This window comes from Staphylococcus delphini, assembly GCF_900636325.1.
Lineage (GTDB): Bacteria > Bacillota > Bacilli > Staphylococcales > Staphylococcaceae > Staphylococcus > Staphylococcus delphini.
In genome coordinates, this window is sequence record NZ_LR134263.1 from 1432213 (window position 1) to 1449864 (window position 17652).

The 17652-nt window shown below is 37.0% G+C and carries 19 protein-coding genes; 18 read left to right on the forward strand and 1 reads right to left on the reverse strand.

The genetic code is table 11. The annotated features are described in order from the left end of the window. Positions 1 to 7: 7 nt before the first annotated feature. From grpE to recO, 16 genes are all read left to right on the forward strand, one after another. Positions 8 to 649, forward strand: coding sequence for a nucleotide exchange factor GrpE (gene grpE / locus EL101_RS06815; RefSeq protein ID WP_096597053.1), 642 nt, complete (start codon positions 8 to 10; stop codon positions 647 to 649). 63 nt (positions 650 to 712) lie between these two features. Beyond that, the gene (gene dnaK, locus EL101_RS06820) at positions 713 to 2548 is read left to right on the forward strand and encodes a molecular chaperone DnaK (protein WP_096597051.1); all 1836 of its coding nucleotides are present in this window, start codon (positions 713 to 715) and stop codon (positions 2546 to 2548) included. A gap of 109 nt (positions 2549 to 2657) precedes the next feature. After that, positions 2658 to 3791 (forward strand): molecular chaperone DnaJ, encoded by a 1134-nt coding sequence (gene dnaJ, locus EL101_RS06825; protein WP_019165193.1) that lies wholly within the window; start codon positions 2658 to 2660, stop codon positions 3789 to 3791. 3 nt (positions 3792 to 3794) lie between these two features. Continuing rightward, positions 3795 to 4727 carry a 50S ribosomal protein L11 methyltransferase gene (gene prmA / locus EL101_RS06830; protein ID WP_096597049.1) on the forward strand — a complete coding sequence of 311 codons (933 nt, stop codon included), beginning with the start codon at positions 3795 to 3797 and terminating at the stop codon, positions 4725 to 4727. A gap of 1 nt (position 4728) precedes the next feature. Further along, positions 4729 to 5481 carry a 16S rRNA (uracil(1498)-N(3))-methyltransferase gene (locus EL101_RS06835; protein WP_096597047.1) on the forward strand — a complete coding sequence of 251 codons (753 nt, stop codon included), beginning with the start codon at positions 4729 to 4731 and terminating at the stop codon, positions 5479 to 5481. A gap of 4 nt (positions 5482 to 5485) precedes the next feature. Continuing rightward, positions 5486 to 6835: a tRNA (N(6)-L-threonylcarbamoyladenosine(37)-C(2))-methylthiotransferase MtaB gene (gene mtaB, locus EL101_RS06840; RefSeq protein WP_096597045.1), complete on the forward strand. Its 1350-nt coding sequence runs from the start codon at positions 5486 to 5488 to the stop codon at positions 6833 to 6835. Between the two features lie 209 nt (positions 6836 to 7044). Continuing rightward, complete coding sequence (rpsU, locus tag EL101_RS06845; RefSeq protein WP_002471046.1) at positions 7045 to 7221, forward strand: 30S ribosomal protein S21; 177 nt, start codon at positions 7045 to 7047, stop codon at positions 7219 to 7221. Between the two features lie 346 nt (positions 7222 to 7567). Then, on the forward strand, positions 7568 to 8266 hold the full coding sequence (locus EL101_RS06850; protein ID WP_096597043.1) for an NfeD family protein: 699 nt from the start codon (positions 7568 to 7570) through the stop codon (positions 8264 to 8266). An 18-nt stretch (positions 8267 to 8284) separates the two neighbouring features. Then, positions 8285 to 9280: a flotillin-like protein FloA gene (gene floA / locus EL101_RS06855; protein WP_019165198.1), complete on the forward strand. Its 996-nt coding sequence runs from the start codon at positions 8285 to 8287 to the stop codon at positions 9278 to 9280. A 13-nt stretch (positions 9281 to 9293) separates the two neighbouring features. Further along, positions 9294 to 9908 carry a hypothetical protein gene (locus tag EL101_RS06860; RefSeq protein WP_019165199.1) on the forward strand — a complete coding sequence of 205 codons (615 nt, stop codon included), beginning with the start codon at positions 9294 to 9296 and terminating at the stop codon, positions 9906 to 9908. A gap of 348 nt (positions 9909 to 10256) precedes the next feature. Beyond that, positions 10257 to 11201 carry a PhoH family protein gene (locus EL101_RS06865; protein WP_096597041.1) on the forward strand — a complete coding sequence of 315 codons (945 nt, stop codon included), beginning with the start codon at positions 10257 to 10259 and terminating at the stop codon, positions 11199 to 11201. 3 nt (positions 11202 to 11204) lie between these two features. Next, positions 11205 to 11666: an rRNA maturation RNase YbeY gene (ybeY, locus tag EL101_RS06870; RefSeq protein ID WP_096597039.1), complete on the forward strand. Its 462-nt coding sequence runs from the start codon at positions 11205 to 11207 to the stop codon at positions 11664 to 11666. Then, complete coding sequence (locus EL101_RS06875) at positions 11666 to 12013, forward strand: diacylglycerol kinase family protein (protein ID WP_096541523.1); 348 nt, start codon at positions 11666 to 11668, stop codon at positions 12011 to 12013. The genes ybeY and EL101_RS06875 overlap by 1 nt, the downstream gene beginning before the upstream one ends. Positions 12014 to 12028: 15 nt before the next feature. Next, on the forward strand, positions 12029 to 12436 hold the full coding sequence (cdd, locus tag EL101_RS06880; protein ID WP_096597037.1) for a cytidine deaminase: 408 nt from the start codon (positions 12029 to 12031) through the stop codon (positions 12434 to 12436). Then, complete coding sequence (gene era, locus EL101_RS06885; RefSeq protein ID WP_014613789.1) at positions 12433 to 13329, forward strand: GTPase Era; 897 nt, start codon at positions 12433 to 12435, stop codon at positions 13327 to 13329. Before cdd ends, era begins: the two co-directional genes overlap by 4 nt. 24 nt (positions 13330 to 13353) lie before the next feature. Further along, entirely contained in the window at positions 13354 to 14124 is a 771-nt protein-coding gene (recO, locus tag EL101_RS06890) for a DNA repair protein RecO (RefSeq protein WP_096597035.1), read from the forward strand. Positions 14125 to 14252: 128 nt separating this feature from the next. Here recO and EL101_RS06895 read toward each other — a convergent pair whose 3' ends face one another. Continuing rightward, positions 14253 to 15647 carry a glycine--tRNA ligase gene (locus tag EL101_RS06895; protein ID WP_019165206.1) on the reverse strand — a complete coding sequence of 465 codons (1395 nt, stop codon included), beginning with the start codon at positions 15645 to 15647 and terminating at the stop codon, positions 14253 to 14255. A gap of 495 nt (positions 15648 to 16142) precedes the next feature. On the opposite strand from EL101_RS06895, the gene ccpN reads away from it, so the two are divergent. Together ccpN and EL101_RS06905 are read left to right on the forward strand one after the other, a co-directional pair. Next, positions 16143 to 16763 (forward strand): transcriptional regulator CcpN, encoded by a 621-nt coding sequence (gene ccpN, locus EL101_RS06900; protein WP_026066959.1) that lies wholly within the window; start codon positions 16143 to 16145, stop codon positions 16761 to 16763. Between the two features lie 14 nt (positions 16764 to 16777). Then, positions 16778 to 17605: a pyruvate, water dikinase regulatory protein gene (locus EL101_RS06905; protein WP_096597033.1), complete on the forward strand. Its 828-nt coding sequence runs from the start codon at positions 16778 to 16780 to the stop codon at positions 17603 to 17605. Positions 17606 to 17652: the final 47 nt, after the last annotated feature.

Here is a 17652-nt window from a genome sequence, read left to right on the forward strand (position 1 = left end):
ATACGAAATGTTTAAACGTAATGGAGGTTTGAAAATGTCAGAGGAAAAAGACATGCGTATGGACGAAGAAATCAAAGAAACTGAGTCACAAGAAACACCAGAAACTTCAGAACCAGAAGTGGAACATGAAGAAGTTGTAGTAAATCAAGACTCTGAAAACGAAAATGATGCAAGTAATGATGAAACGCAAGATCCTAAAGATGAGGAAATCGCTTCTTTAAAAGCTGAAGTTGATGCGAAAGAAGAACAATATTTGCGTTTATATGCAGAATTTGAAAATTATAAAAGACGTATTCAAAACGAAGCGCAAACACAAAAGAAATATCAGGCACAAAAAGTACTCACTGATGTATTACCAGCACTTGATAATTTTGAACGTGCTCTAAAAATTGAAGGTGATGATGAATCATTTAACGCACTGAAAAAAGGTGTGGAAATGGTTTACGACAGCCTGTTAAAAGCACTAGAAGATAACGGATTAGAAAAAATCAAAACTGAAGGTGAACAGTTTGATCCAAATTTCCATCAAGCTGTCATGCAAGATGAAAATCCGGATTTTGAATCTGGACAAATAACCGAAGAATTGCAAGCTGGTTACCAATTGAAAGATAGAGTCTTACGTGCTTCAATGGTAAAAGTAAATCAATAATTTTGACGAAGAAAACCATTTATGTGAAAATAATTATGTTTGAAAATTAGGAGGAATTTGACTATGAGTAAAGTAATTGGAATTGACTTAGGTACAACAAACTCTTGCGTATCAGTATTAGAAGGTGACGAACCTAAAGTCATTCAAAACCCTGAAGGCGCTAGAACTACACCATCTGTTGTTGCATTTAAAAATGGTGAAACACAAGTTGGGGAAGTTGCGAAACGTCAAGCAATCACAAACCCTAATACAATCCAATCTATTAAACGTTATATGGGTACAGACCATAAAGAAAATATTGACGGTAAATCTTATACGCCTCAAGAAATTTCTGCAATGATTTTACAGAACTTAAAAAGCACTGCGGAAAGCTACTTAGGTGAAAAAGTTGAAAAAGCGGTTATTACAGTTCCTGCTTACTTCAATGATGCAGAACGTCAAGCGACTAAAGATGCGGGTAAAATCGCTGGTCTTGAAGTTGAACGTATCATCAACGAACCAACAGCTGCAGCATTAGCTTACGGTTTAGACAAAACTGACAAAGATGAAAAAGTACTTGTATTCGACCTTGGTGGCGGTACTTTCGACGTCTCTATCCTTGAATTAGGTGACGGTGTATTCGAAGTATTAGCGACTGCAGGTGACAATAAACTTGGTGGTGACGATTTTGACCAAGTGATTATTGATTACTTAGTACAACAATTCAAATCTGAAAATGGTGTCGACTTATCACAAGATAAAATGGCATTACAACGTTTAAAAGATGCTGCTGAAAAAGCGAAAAAAGACTTATCAGGTGTATCTTCAACACAAATTTCATTACCATTTATCTCAGCTGGTGAAGCAGGTCCATTACATTTAGAAACAACTTTAAGCCGTGCGAAATTTGAAGAATTAGCATATGATCTTGTACAAAAAACGATGGGACCTACACGTCAAGCAATGAAAGATGCTGGTCTTTCAAACGCTGACATTGATGAAGTCATTTTAGTTGGTGGTTCAACTCGTATTCCTGCAGTACAAGAAGCAATTAAAAAAGAAATCGGTAAAGAACCAAACAAAGGTGTAAACCCTGATGAAGTTGTTGCGATGGGTGCAGCAATCCAAGGTGGGGTAATCACTGGTGATGTGAAAGATGTTGTATTATTAGACGTAACACCACTTTCATTAGGTATCGAAATTATGGGTGGTCGTATGAATACGTTAATCGAAAGAAACACAACTATCCCAACATCTAAATCTCAAGTTTACTCAACAGCTGCAGATAACCAGCCAGCTGTAGACATTCACGTTTTACAAGGTGAACGTCCAATGGCTTCAGATAACAAAACATTAGGTCGTTTCCAATTAACTGATATTCCACCAGCACCACGTGGTGTACCTCAAATCGAAGTAACATTTGATATCGATAAAAACGGTATTGTAAATGTCACTGCAAAAGACTTAGGTACAAATAAAGAACAAAACATTACAATCGAATCATCTTCTGCATTATCTGATGAAGAAATCGATCGTATGGTGAAAGATGCTGAACAAAACGCTGAAGCAGATAAAAAACGTCGTGAAGAAGTAGATTTAAGAAACGATGCGGATCAACTTGTATTCCAAGTAGACAAAACATTGAAAGACTTAGGCGACAATGTGAGCGAAGAAGATAAAAAAGAAGCTGAAGCAAAAAAAGACGAATTAAAAACTGCATTAGAAGGTAGCGACATTGAAGACATTAAAGCGAAAAAAGAAGCTTTAGAACAAGTCGTACAACAATTATCAATGAAAGTTTATGAGCAAGCACAACAAGCTGCACAACAACAAGGTGGCGCGAATGCTACTCAAAACGATAGTACTGTTGAAGATGCAGATTTTAAAGAAGTAAACGACGACGACAATCAACAAAAATAGGTCATTCGATCATATAAATTGACTGTAAAAGGTCGCTCAAAGGGGCTAGGACATTCAATCGTCCCAGCCTCTTTTTATTCAAAAAATCAATTCAAAAGGAGAGAGTGCATTGGCAAAACGAGATTATTACGAAGTCCTTGGCGTGTCTAAAAGCGCGAGTAAAGATGAAATCAAAAAAGCCTACCGTAAATTATCGAAAAAATACCATCCAGATATTAATAAAGAAGAAGGTTCAGACGAGAAGTTTAAAGAAATTTCTGAAGCCTATGAAGTATTAAGTGACGAAAATAAACGTGCGCAATACGATCAGTTTGGTCATAGCGGGCCTCAAGGTGGCTTCGGACAAGGATTTGGTGGTCAAGACTTCTCTGGATTCGGTGGCGGCGGCTTTGAAGATATCTTTAGCCAGTTCTTTGGCGGTGCACAACGTCAACGTGATCCTAATGCGCCACGTCGCGGTGACGATCTTCAATACACAATGACTGTCACTTTTGATGAAGCTGTATTCGGTACAAAGAAAGAAATTTCAATTCGAAAAGAAGTGACATGTCATACTTGTGATGGCGAAGGTGCTAAACCAGGTACTAAAAAGAAAACATGTTCATATTGTCATGGAGCAGGTCACGTTTCTGTCGAACAAAATACTATTTTAGGACGTGTGAGAACTGAAAAAGTTTGTCCCGAATGTAATGGGACTGGCGAAGAATTTGAAGAACCATGTCCAACATGTCACGGTAAAGGGACAGAATTAAAAAATGTTAAACTTGAAGTGACTGTGCCTGAAGGTGTCGATAATGATCAACAAATTCGTTTGGCAGGACAAGGGGGACCAGGTGAAAATGGCGGACCAGCTGGTGATCTTTTCGTGATTTTCCGTGTGCAACCATCTGATAAATTCACACGTGAAGGCGATGACATTTTATATAATCACAATATTAGCTTTGCACAAGCCGCATTAGGTGACGAAGTTAAAATTCCTACATTAAAAGGTCATGTCATGCTTACAGTGCCTGAGGGAACACAAACAGGTAAACAATTTAGACTTAAAGGTAAAGGGATTAAAAATGTCCACGGTTATGGCTATGGTGATTTATTTGTTAACATCCGTGTACAAACACCAACTGGCCTTAACGAGCGTCAACGTGAATTGTTAAAAGAATTTGCCGAAATATCTGGAGAAACAGTGAACGAACAACCTTCAAATTTTAAAGATAAAGCACGTCGTTTTTTTAAAGGAGAATAACCCATGAATTGGATTGAACTTTCAGTAACTGTTAACCAAGCAGCAGAATCTATCGCCACTGAAATTTTACAAGAAGCAGGTTCGAACGGTGTTGCGATTGAAGACTCAAGTGAGGTTTCTAAAATTCGAGAAGATCGTTTTGGAGAAATTTTCCAACTTAATCCAGCTGACTATCCAGAGCAACATATGATTGTTAAAGCTTATTTTAATGATTTACAATATGACGAAACATTGAAAAACAGCATCTTTTCACAACTTCAAGCGTCACCCTTAATAGACCTTAATGTGTTGACGATAGAAGAAAAGTTCGTCCAAGAGTCTGATTGGGAAAATGAATGGAAAAATTACTTCCATCCATTTCAAGCATCTGAACGCTTTTTCATTGTGCCAAGTTGGGAATCTGTCGAGCGTGATGATACGCATCTCTACATTGAATTGGATCCAGGTATGGCCTTTGGTACTGGAGATCATCCAACAACAAGTATGTGTCTCAAGGCGCTTGAGCCGGTTGTCAAACCAGAGCACCGTGTCATTGATGTCGGCACAGGTTCAGGTATTTTAAGTATCGCTTCATATTTATTAGGGGCACAATCGATTAAAGCAACGGACTTAGATGAAATGGCTGTCCAAGTTGCAAAAGAAAACTTTGAGAAGAATCATTGTTTAGACGCGATTGAAACAGCAACAGGTAATTTACTGACAGAAGAAACAGGTCAATATGATGTCGTCATTGCTAACATTTTAGCGCACATCATTGAAAAAATGGTTCAAGATGCATACGATCATTTAAATCCTGAAGGCTACTTTATCACTTCTGGTATTATTGAAGAGAAACGTGAATCTATTCAAACATTAATGGAAGAAACAGGGTTCACAATTAAAGAAGTTAAAAACGATGAAGGATGGATTTGTATCATCGGTCAGAAGGTGAATTAACATGCAAAGATACTTTTTAAATGAAAACGCTGAGCAACATCAGCGTTTTTTTATCACTAATAGTAATGATATACATCATATTAAAAGTGTGATGAGACAAAACGTTGGTGACGCACTCATTATGAATTTTTTAAATGCCGTCACGTATCGCTGCAAAATTATTAATATTGAAGCACAACGTATTACGATTGAAACTGTGGAACGTATAGAAGTAGAAACGGAGCTCCCTTTGAATATCACAATTTGTAGCGGTTTAATTAAAGGTGATAAATACGAATGGTTGCTACAAAAAGCGACTGAACTCGGAGCGACATCGTTCATCACTACACAAATGGATCGTTCTGTCGTAAAACTGAATCAACAAAAAGCGGCCAAAAAGGTAGAACGTTGGCAAAAAATAGTGAAAGAAGCGGCTGAACAGAGTTATCGTCAAGTCGTGCCTCAAGTGGAATTTGTCTCGAATTTACACGAAATATATGATATGATTAGTCAATATGATTATGTACTTATGGCATATGAAGCGGCGGCCAAACAAAATGAACGCGCTCTTTTTAAGCAACAATTACGTCAATTCAAACACGGGTCCCATGTATTATTATTATTTGGCCCAGAAGGTGGTTTTTCTGAGAGTGAAACCGCTCTTTTTGAAGATGTTGCACAAAGTGTAGGGCTAGGACCTCGTATTTTACGTGCTGAAACGGCGCCACTTTATGCATTAAGTGCCATAAGCTACGAAATAGAATTAATGGGGTGAATCTATGTCTACAGTTGCCTTTCATACATTAGGTTGTAAAGTAAACCATTATGAAACTGAAGCAATTTGGCAGTTATTTAAAGATGCAGAATATAACCGTGTAGATTTCGAACAAAATGCGGACGTATTCGTGATTAATACATGTACAGTAACCAATACGGGTGATAAAAAGAGTCGTCAAATCATTCGACGTGCGATTCGACAAAATCCTGATGCAGTGATTTGTGTGACAGGATGTTATGCACAAACGTCATCAGCTGAAATTATGGAAATTCCTGGTGTCGATATTGTTGTCGGTACGCAAGATCGCCATAAATTATTAGATTACATCGATACGTATCAAGACGAACGTCAACCGATCAACGGTGTGAGCAATATTATGAAAAATCGTACATACGAAGAGTTGGATGTACCATATTTTACAGATCGAACACGTGCATCGCTTAAAATTCAAGAAGGTTGTAACAACTTCTGTACGTTCTGTATTATTCCTTGGGCACGTGGTTTAATGCGTTCAAGAGACCCACAAAAGGTGATTGAACAAGCAACACAACTCGTGAACTCAGGGTATAAAGAAATTGTGCTCACTGGTATTCATACTGGCGGCTACGGTCAAGACTTGAAAGACTACAACCTCGCACAATTGTTAAGAGATCTAGAAACAGTAGATGGTTTAGAACGTATTCGTATTTCTTCAATCGAAGCGAGCCAATTAACGGATGAAGTGATTGAAGTATTGCAACAGTCACAAAAAGTAGTACGTCATTTACACATTCCACTTCAATCGGGCTCAGACAGTGTGCTTAAACGTATGCGCCGTAAATATTCAATGGCTCATTTTTCTGAGCGTATCCAAAAATTACATGCTGCGTTACCTGGTTTAGCCGTTACAAGCGATGTCATTGTTGGTTTCCCAGGTGAGACTGAATCAGAATTTCAAGAAACGTATGATTTTATCGTTAACCATCACTTTTCTGAATTACACGTCTTTCCATATTCACCACGAATTGGTACACCAGCCGCACGTATGGATGATCAAATTGATGAAGAAATTAAAAATGAACGTGTCCATAAATTGATTGAATTGAGCAATCAACTTGCTAAAACTTATGCGTCAAAATTTGAAAATGATGTATTAGAAGTCATTCCTGAAGAAAAAGGTTCAAAAGACGGCGTACTCGTTGGCTATGCAGATAACTATATGAAAGTTGAATTTGCAGGAGACGAATCACTTATTGGACAAATTTGCAAAGTGAAAGTGACACAAGCCGGTTATCCAACCAATCAAGGGACATTATTACGTGTCGTTGAACATGCGACAAATGCTTCAGAAAATGAAAAGGTTTTAAGTTAGGTGCATAATTCAACATACTACTCGAGTAAATTGTCTGCTTTTATTTACATTTTTTATTATCACGTAAAAAAGATTCATATTCTGTAAAAAAATGTAAATTTGAAGATTGACCGAGAAAAAGATTTAATTTATACTATTCATTACATGGTTAGTTACTGTGTAAATGATGAATAAAAGTTTTTTTGATATTTGGAGGGAGGGAAATACAGATGTCTAAAACAGTAGTCCGCAAAAACGAATCATTAGAAGATGCTTTACGTCGTTTTAAACGCTCAGTTTCAAAAAGCGGTACAATTCAAGAAGTTCGTAAACGCGAATTCTATGAAAAACCAAGCGTAAAACGTAAAAAGAAATCTGAAGCTGCGCGTAAACGTAAATTCAGATAATCATTCATTGTGTTGAACTCCCTCAACATTCAAATGATGATATAAAAGAACGCTTACTCCATTTTGGGTGAGCGTTCTTTCTAAATATGACTCTCTTATCACTATTCCTATTTTGAACTTTTTAATCCCCCGAAGCGTTATGGCTATTTTCAAACTAAATCAGTCTATCTCATATTTTCAGTGTGCCCTGTGTGACTATCAATCATTGCTCTATACAATAGATGTTCGAATAACAATTTAAATTAAAATGAATAAAGTCAAAATCTTTTAATAACTTTCTTAATACCACTACATGATTTAACATTTTTCATGTATACTACAAGGAAGAGAGTGAGGTGTGTGACATATTAATTATCTCATACATATAAACCCAATCATCGGGAAAATTATTGGATCAAATGTTTTTAGTCAACTTGGAGAATGGTTAACTTCCCAAACGATTTCGCTAATTTTAACATGTATTGTCTTTCTAGGTTTTTTATATCAACTCTATTCTCGAAAGATTAATTTTGGCGGTATCATCGCATTATTCGCGTTATTAACAGTCTTTTTAGGTTTTGTCATTCAGGGTAGTTTAACGATTATTACAATCATGTTTTTCGTCATTGGTGTGATTCTAGTCATTATCGAATTGTTCGTATTCGGTGCAGTGTTGGGAATTGTGGGTATGATACTCATCATCATTAGTTTTATGACACTTGGAAATGACTTATCAATGATGGTATTCAATGTCGTATTCGCATTAATTTTGACATTAATCGAGTGGGTGATTTTAGTGAAATTCTTTAAAAAGAGTATAGCGATATTTGACAAAGTTGTATTAAAAGATTCAACGAGTAAAGAATCTGGCTATACATCTCATAATGATCGCTCTCATTTCGTAGGTGAAACAGCAGTGACTTATACTGATTTACGTCCTTCAGGCATTATTATTTTGAACAACCAACGTATTGATGCTGTTTCTGAAGGGTCATACATTAGTAAAGATACTGAAGTTACAATTATCGAAGTTGAGGGCACACGTGTTGTCGTAAGAGAAATTTAAATATAAGGAGCGAACGTCATGTTAACAAGTGGATTCATTACTTTCATCGTTATTGCCGTATTAATTATTGTTGCTTTATTGATTTTATTTTCGTTTGTTCCAGTCGGCTTATGGATTTCTGCATTAGCTGCTGGCGTAAAAGTAGGAATTGGTACATTAGTTGGGATGCGTTTACGTCGTGTGTCACCGCGTAAAGTCATCGGGCCACTCATTAAAGCGCATAAAGCAGGTTTACATTTAACAACAAACCAACTAGAGTCTCATTATTTAGCTGGAGGGAACGTGGACCGTGTTGTTGATGCGAATATCGCGGCGCAACGTGCGGATATTAATTTACCGTTCGAACGTGGTGCGGCTATCGATTTAGCAGGTCGTGACGTATTAGAAGCTGTACAAATGTCAGTTAACCCTAAAGTTATCGAAACACCATTTATTGCCGGTGTTGCAATGAACGGGATCGAAGTAAAGGCAAAAGCACGTATTACAGTGCGAGCAAACATTTCACGCTTAGTCGGTGGTGCGGGTGAAGATACGATTATTGCCCGTGTAGGTGAAGGGATTGTCTCAACAATTGGTTCAAGTGAACACCACACACAAGTTTTGGAAAATCCTGATAACATTTCTAAAACTGTTTTAAGTAAAGGTTTAGATTCAGGAACAGCCTTTGAAATTTTATCTATTGATATTGCTGACGTAGATATTAGTAAAAACATTGGTGCCGACTTACAAACTGAACAAGCCATTGCAGATAAAAACATTGCACAAGCCAAAGCGGAAGAGCGTCGTGCGATGGCCGTTGCACAAGAGCAAGAAATGAAAGCGCGTGTACAAGAAATGCACGCGAAAGTAGTCGAAGCTGAGGCGCAAGTACCTCTAGCATTAGCAGAAGCATTACGTTCTGGTAATATCGGTGTAAAAGATTATTATAATCTAAAAAATATTGAAGCAGATACAGGGATGAGAGAAGCCATTAATAAAAGCACTCAAAACAACAACTCAACACCTGAACAGTAATTGAGGTGATTAGATGAGCATTGGAACGATTATATTTATTATCACCATTGCCATTTCTTTATTTAGTGCAGTTAGTGATAAAAGTCATGAGAAACGCCAAAAACAAAATAAACCTCAAAATACTCAGAAGGAAACAGCACCTCAAAAAAGTGGGGGTTTCCTAGAGAAAATGCAACAAAAGCTTGAAGAGTTTGAACGAGAACTTTCAGATTTTGATGAACCAACCGAACCGTCTCAGCCACAACCAGCACAACAACCAAAACGTGAAAAGACGGTAAGACCTCAACCTACTCAATTCGAAAAACAAGCTGAATCGACAAAGTCAAAAACGCAAGAAAAACAAAAGCAGGCTACAGAAATGCAACAAATGTTGGATCAACATATGCATGAACTCGATCAACAACTTGATAAAGAAAGACAAAAGCGAATTGCACATATTGAAAGACGCGCTAAAAATATCATTCAAGATAGCTATTTATCGAATCGTACAAAGCAATTTAAATTAAAACAATTGTTGGAAGAAAACAATACAACCGCTATCCAACAAGGCGATTTAACATTTTCCAATAATGAGGTCGTGAATGGGCTCATTTGGTCAGAAGTTTTAAACCGACCAAAGCAGTTATAAAACTCTCTTAAGATGAGGCAAGAGATAATTTCAGTAGAGAAGCTGAGATTGTCGCTTGTCTCATTTGTTTTCTTTTTTAATTCTAAATTAATGTAGAAATTTTTCATGAGGCATCGTATCGCTTCAATGAAAAATGCACATCGCCATTCTATCTTTAAAATGTTAAAATAGATTCCCGATAAAAATGCTGAAAAGTTATATTTCAACATATGAATTGAATGTGAATGACAAGTAACAAACGGCGTAAACGTGATATAATAAGTGTGTAGCAATCACAAAATATAAATCGTATCACACATGACAATTTGATACATTGATAATAAACAATATGAGCAAAGGAGTTACTTTATGCCTGAATTGATTCAGATCGACGACATCAACCAAGCACAAGCTTTATTAGGAAACAATGATGAACATATTCAACTGATTGAAGAAGCATTTGATGTTGTCATTCATGCCAGAGGACAAGAAGTTGCAGTTAAGGGCGAAAAGGTCAGTGCTGTAACAGAAGCTGAATCTGTGCTAATCAACTTATTAAAAGTCATCGAACAAGGTGCATCCATTACTGTTAAAGATGTGCAAGCTGCAATTAAAATGGCTAAAAACGGACAAATCGAGCATCTCATTGATTTATACGAAGAGGAAATTACTAAAGACGCATTCGGTAAAACGATTCGAGCTAAAACGATGGGGCAACGGATGTATATCCATGCGATGAAAAATAATGATTTAGTGTTCGGAATTGGGCCTGCTGGAACAGGTAAAACATTTTTAGCCGTTGTTTTTGCTGCAAAAGCATTACGTGCAGGACAAGTGAAACGCCTTGTTTTAACACGTCCAGCCGTAGAAGCGGGAGAATCACTGGGCTTTCTACCAGGCGACTTAAAAGAGAAGGTGGATCCTTATTTACGTCCGCTATACGATGGTTTAAATACTGTTTTAGGGGTGGAACAAACGGCAAGATTGATTGAACGTGGTGTCATTGAAATTGCACCACTTGCCTACATGCGTGGTAGAACTTTAGATGATGCATTTGTCATTTTAGACGAAGCGCAAAATACGACACATGCACAGATGAAAATGTTTTTAACGCGCCTTGGATTCGGCTCAAAAATGGTTGTCACTGGAGATAAAACTCAAATCGATTTACCTCGTGGTGTTAAAAGTGGTCTGATTGAAGCTGAACAACGCTTGAAAAATATTAAAGGGCTCGCAATTCAACATTTAGATCAAGCTGATGTGGTCCGCCATCCGTTAGTCGGTCAAATCATCAGTAGATATGAGGAGGACTAATTGATGTTTACAATTGATTTTAGTGATCATACCGATCAAGTGAAAGATGACTGGTACACACAGATTCGAGATGTGTTAGAATTCGCTAAAAATGAAGAAGGCATTGAAGAAGACGCCGAACTTTCTGTCACTTTTGTAGATAAAGCTGAAATTCAAGAGATTAATCGTGATTACCGTCAAAAAGATAAAGTCACAGATGTCATCTCATTTGCATTTGAAGAAGAGGAAGACATTTTTGAAGGTATGGATGTTCCACGCGTGTTAGGAGACATCATTATTTGTACGGATGTCGCAGCAGAACAGGCAGAACAATACGGACATTCTTTTGAACGTGAACTCGGCTTTTTAGCACTTCATGGCTTTTTACATTTGCTAGGCTATGATCATATGACAGAAGAAGACGAAAGGGTTATGTTTGAGCGTCAAAAAGACATTTTAAATCAATTTGGATTGACGAGAGACTAATGTTCAATCGTTTTAAATATGCCTTTCAAGGGTGTCGAACGATTTTAACTAAAGATCGAAACTTTTTGTATCATCTTATCACAGCACTCTTGATATTCATTTTAGGATCGGCATTGTCATTAAGTACGATAGAATGGCTCTTCATCATTTTAGCGATATTTCTTGTCATCATTACCGAAGCCATCAATACTGCAATAGAATACGTGGTCGATTTGGCGACGCAAGATTACCACATTTTTGCGAAACATGCTAAAGACGTGGCAGCATTTAGTGTCTTACTTGCATCACTCTTTGCATTTATAGTAGGATGCATCATTTTTATACCAAAATTCGTTTCATTTTTTTAAGAGGAGAAGATAAACATGGGCTATACAGATAAACACTACACAGAGGTTAGAAAAGCACAACAAAAAGCTTATGCACCATACAGTCAATTTAAAGTTGGCGCATACTTAGTCACTAAAGATGGACAAACTTTCCATGGCGCTAACGTTGAAAATGCCGCTTATCCATCATCTATTTGTGCAGAACGTTCCGCATTAGTGGCGGCGATTTCGCAAGGGTACAAACCGGGAGATTTTGAATCAATTACGATTACAGTAGATAGTCCAGAACTTGCATCGCCGTGTGGGCCTTGTCGACAAGTGATTAAAGAACTTTGTGATGACGATATGCCAGTCTATATGACGAATCAAACAGGTGAAATGCGCGAAGCAACAGTAGCTGAACTATTACCATATGGATTTTCAGGAAAGGATTTAGATTTATGAGTGAATATAAGTCAGGATTTGTGACCATTATCGGACGCCCGAATGTAGGAAAATCAACGTTTGTCAATCGTGTTATTGGTCACAAAATCGCGATTATGTCCGATAAAGCACAAACAACGCGTAATAAAATTCAAGGTGTGATGACACAACAAGACGCACAAATCGTCTTTTTAGATACACCTGGTATTCATAAACCAAAACATAAATTAGGCGACTATATGATGAAAGTTGCTAAAAACACGCTTTCTGAAATTGATGCGGTCATGTTTATGGTCAATGTTAATGAAGAAATTGGTCGCGGTGATGAGTACATTATGGAAATGTTAAAAACCGTTAAAACACCTGTCTTTTTAGTGCTGAACAAAATCGATTTAGTTCATCCAGACGCTTTAATGCCGAGAATCGAACAATATCAACGTTATATGGATTTTGCAGAAATTATCCCTATCTCTGCTTTAGAAGGACATAACGTCGACCATTTCATCAATGTCTTAAAATCATATTTACCAGAAGGCCCGCAATATTATCCTGATGGCCAAATTTCAGATCATCCTGAACAATTTGTAGTGAGTGAGCTCATTCGTGAAAAGATTTTACAAACGACGAGTGAAGAAATTCCGCATGCGATTGGTGTCAACGTTGAACGCATGACTCAGGAATCAGAAGATCGCGTCCATATTGAAGCGGTCATCTATGTGGAACGTGACTCACAAAAAGGTATCGTTATCGGTAAAGGCGGTAAAAAACTGAAAGAAGTGGGTAAGCGCGCGCGTTTGGACATTGAACATTTGCTGGGTTCTAAAGTTTATTTAGATTTATGGGTGAAAGTTCAAAAAGATTGGCGTAACAAATCAAGCTTTATTAAGCAAATGGGTTATGTAGAAGATGAATAAACGTTAATTAGAGGTGGTGATGAAGTGCTTGTTAAACAAAAAGGCATCATTATAAAAGCAGTCGATTATGGTGAGTCTGACAAAATCATTACCATCTTAAATGAACATGGAGCAAAGGTGCCGCTCATGGTCCGCCGTGCTAAAAAGGTTAAATCCGGCCTCCAAGCTACAACTCAAATTTTTGTACAAGGGTTGTTTATATATAATCAGTGGAAAGGGATGGGGACGCTCACTTCTGTTGACGTCCTCAATCTCAATTATGAACTCCGCCAAGACATTTATGCGCACAGTTATGCCAGTTTATGTTTGGAAACGATTGATCGTGCGATGGAAGCGGATGAGGTCAATCCGGGAATGTATCGATTGTTGGATTTTGCTTTTGATCGTCTTCAGCAAGGTGTATCGCCACAACTGATTGCCAATATTGTGATGTTAAAATGTATGCCTCGGTTTGGGTTTGATGTGGATTTATCGAAATGTGTTATGACTGGTGAGACCAACCCTGCTCAATTAACACATTTTAGTTTTAAATTTGATGGCATCATCGCAACAGAAGTGACACATCGCGATCCGCATGCAGTGCCTTTATCAAATAAAACAATTTATTTAACGTATGTTTTAAAAGATTTACCGTTAGACAAAATTAACACATTGCGTATTCAAGATGCGATTGTTGAAGAAATGTCTAAATTCATCTTATTGTTATATAAAGAATATGCAGGGATGTATTTTAAAAGTCAACGGTTGATTAATCAATTGAATCGTCTAAAGATCACAGATACCACTGATGATTGATATGTTGAGTTTGACCATCTGAAATAAAACATCCCATGATTAAACCTTTATTTCTCAAATTCGTTATTTATATAAAAAACCTCGTCCGATCGTTCGTATCATTGGACGAGGTTTTTATTTGACATTAATTAGAATTTAACTTTTTCAGCTAAAAATGCATTCAGTTCGCTAATTGGCATACGGACTTGTTCCATTGAGTCACGGTCACGTACAGTTACTTGTTGATCTTCTAATGAATCGAAATCAAATGTAATACAGTATGGTGTACCGATTTCGTCTTGACGGCGGTAACGTTTACCAATAGATTGAGATTCGTCAAAGTCTACTACAAAGTCTTCACTCAATTGTTCGTATACTTTAATCGCATCTGCAGACAATTTCTTACTTAACGGTAATACAGCAGCTTTATATGGTGCGATAGCAGGGTGGAAGTGAAGAACAGTTCGGGCATCTTTGCTTCCTTCAACACCTTCTTCATCATAGGCATCACATAAAAATGCTAATGTCACACGGTCTGCACCTAATGAAGGTTCGATACAATAAGGAATATATTTTTCATTCGTTTCAGGATCGTGATAGCTAAAGTCTTCACCAGAATGTTCGCTATGTTTTTTCAAGTCAAAATCTGTACGACTCGCGATACCCCATAGTTCACCCCAACCAAATGGGAAGCGGTATTCGATATCTGTTGTCGCGTTTGAGTAATGTGATAATTCATCTTCATCATGGTCACGTAATCGCGTATTTTCTTTATTCAACCCTAAACTTTCAAGCCAATTTGCCGCAAAATCTTTCCAGTAGTTTTGCCACTCAATTTCAGTTCCTGGTTTACAGAAAAATTCAAGTTCCATTTGTTCGAATTCACGTGTACGGAAAATGAAGTTACCTGGCGTAATCTCATTACGGAATGATTTACCGATTTGACCAATACCAAATGGCAATTTTTTACGCATTGAACGTTGAACATTTTTATAGTTGACGAAAATACCTTGTGCTGTTTCTGGGCGTAAGAAAATTTCGTTTGTAGAATCTTCAGTTACACCTTGGAATGTTTTGAACATTAAGTTGAATTGACGGATGTCTGTCCAGTTTGCAGTACCACTAACAGGACACGTAATGCCTTCTTCGTCAATAATACGTTTCATTTCATCAAAACTTAAACCGTCAGCGATAAAGTTTTCGTCACCTTTCACGTTAGCCATATAATCTTCAATTAACTTGTCCGCACGATAACGAATTTTACTGTCTTTGTTATCAATCATTGGATCGTTAAAGTTACCTAAGTGACCTGAAGCTTCCCAAGTTTTAGGGTTCATTAAAATAGCAGCATCTAAACCAACGTTGTAAGGGGACTGTGTAATAAACTTTTTCCACCATGCTTTTTTAACGTTATTTTTAAGTTCAACACCAAGTGGACCGTAATCCCAAGTATTTGCTAAACCACCATAAATTTCACTACCTGGGAAAACAAACCCTCTATGCTTTGCCAGTTGTACAATCGTATCCATGTTTTTCTTTTCCATATTTTACACTCCTTAAAAATTAAAAAAATCCCAAGCCAAAGAATTAACTTTGCCTTGGGACGAATTATTAGAATAATCCGCGGTTCCACCCAAATTAGTGTAGCCACTCTCTTTTATTTAAATTGAATCGTTACGCCAAATCGAAGTGTTAAGCTTTCACCGTCCTTAACTCGCTTTATTTTTAATTTTAAATTATACGAAAAAGAAAGGCAAGGAAAAACATAATTGTCTGATAATCCATAACAAGTTATAATGGAAATTGTATTCAATAAAAAGATGCATTGATTTACGCCATAAGACTATTCTAGGTGATGTGACATAGTTATCGTTTTTTCGCTGATGAATATGGATGCACATCACAAAGGAGTCAATTCGAGTAACAAATGATGATACGAGATGTAAAAAATATAGTGCTAATATGTAAAAAGGAGGCACTTCTGCTATTTAATTAGCATAACCGCTTATTTTGTCGGTTTTAAATAGACAGAGATTCAGATAGAACTCAATCCAAGACAGGAACACATTGTTGAAATTGTAAAGTCTGATGGGCCTATTACTGGAGAAAAAATTGCGGAACAACTGAATTTAACACGTGCAACATTACGCCCAGACCTTGCTATATTAACGATGGCAGGATTTTTAGAGGCAAGACCGCGTGTCGGTTATTTTTATTCAGGCAAATCGAGTTCGCAACTTTTGACCGAGAAATTCAAAAAATATATTGTTAAAGATTACCAATCCCAGCCCGTCATTTTAAAAAGTAATGTTACCGTTTATGAAGCGATTTGTTCAATTTTTATTGAAGATGTAGGAACGTTATTTATCGTTAATGAAGATAATGAACTCGTAGGCGTATGTTCAAGAAAAGATTTGCTTAGAGCGTCGATGGCAGGACAAGATATTCATACGATGCCTGTCAATATCATTATGACACGTATGCCGAATATTGTTTTACTTAGAGAGAATGACCTCGTACTTTATGCTGCGAGACAAATGATTCATAAAGAAATCGACTCAATACCTATTGTAAGAGAAAAAGATAACGGCAAATTTGAAGTCACTGGCCGTATCTCCAAAACGACGATTACGAAATTATTTGTATCGTTGTTCGATTAGTAGGAGGATAATCTATGACGAATGTAAAAATCATTATTGCTTCAGACTCAGTGGGAGAAACAGCTGAGTTAGTTGCAAAAGCGTGTATGTCTCAATTTAATTATAGCGATTGTACAAATCATATTATTCGCTATCCTTATATTGAAACGAAAGAAAATATAGATGAAGTCATAGCGGTTGCTAGAGAAGTAGAATCTATTATTATCTATACACTCGTGCGACCAGATATTAGAGCGCATATTCAAGAAAATATCGATAAATATGGCCTCAAATCTGTCGACGTCATGGGACCAATGCTCAATGTAATGGAAGATACATTTCACAAAAAACCATTGAATGAGCCTGGTGTTGTGCATAAATTAGATGAAGATTACTTTAAAAAAATTGAAGCGATGGAATTTGCAGTGAAATATGACGACTGTAAAGATCCAAAAGGGTTACCTAAAGCGGATATAGTACTTATTGGTATCTCCCGTACATCAAAGACGCCTATTTCACAGTATTTAGCGCATAAACGTTATAAAGTGATGAACGTGCCGATCGTACCTGAAGTGACACCGCCGGAATCATTATTTGAAGTGGATCCGAAAAAATGTGTGGCACTCAAAATTAGTTCGGATAAATTAAATGCGATTCGAAAAGAGCGATTAAAACAACTTGGCTTATCGGATTCAGCACGTTATGCAACTGACCAACGTATTGCTGAAGAGTTAGCATATTTCAATCAAATCGTCGAACGAATCGGTTGCCCAGTGCTCGATGTCTCTAACAAAGCGATTGAAGAGACGGCGAATAATATTATCCAAATTATTGAGCATAATCATTCCTTTACGAGTGAATAAGTTGTACAATGTTAAAACTATGTGTAAATTCTACCCATAGCATAGAG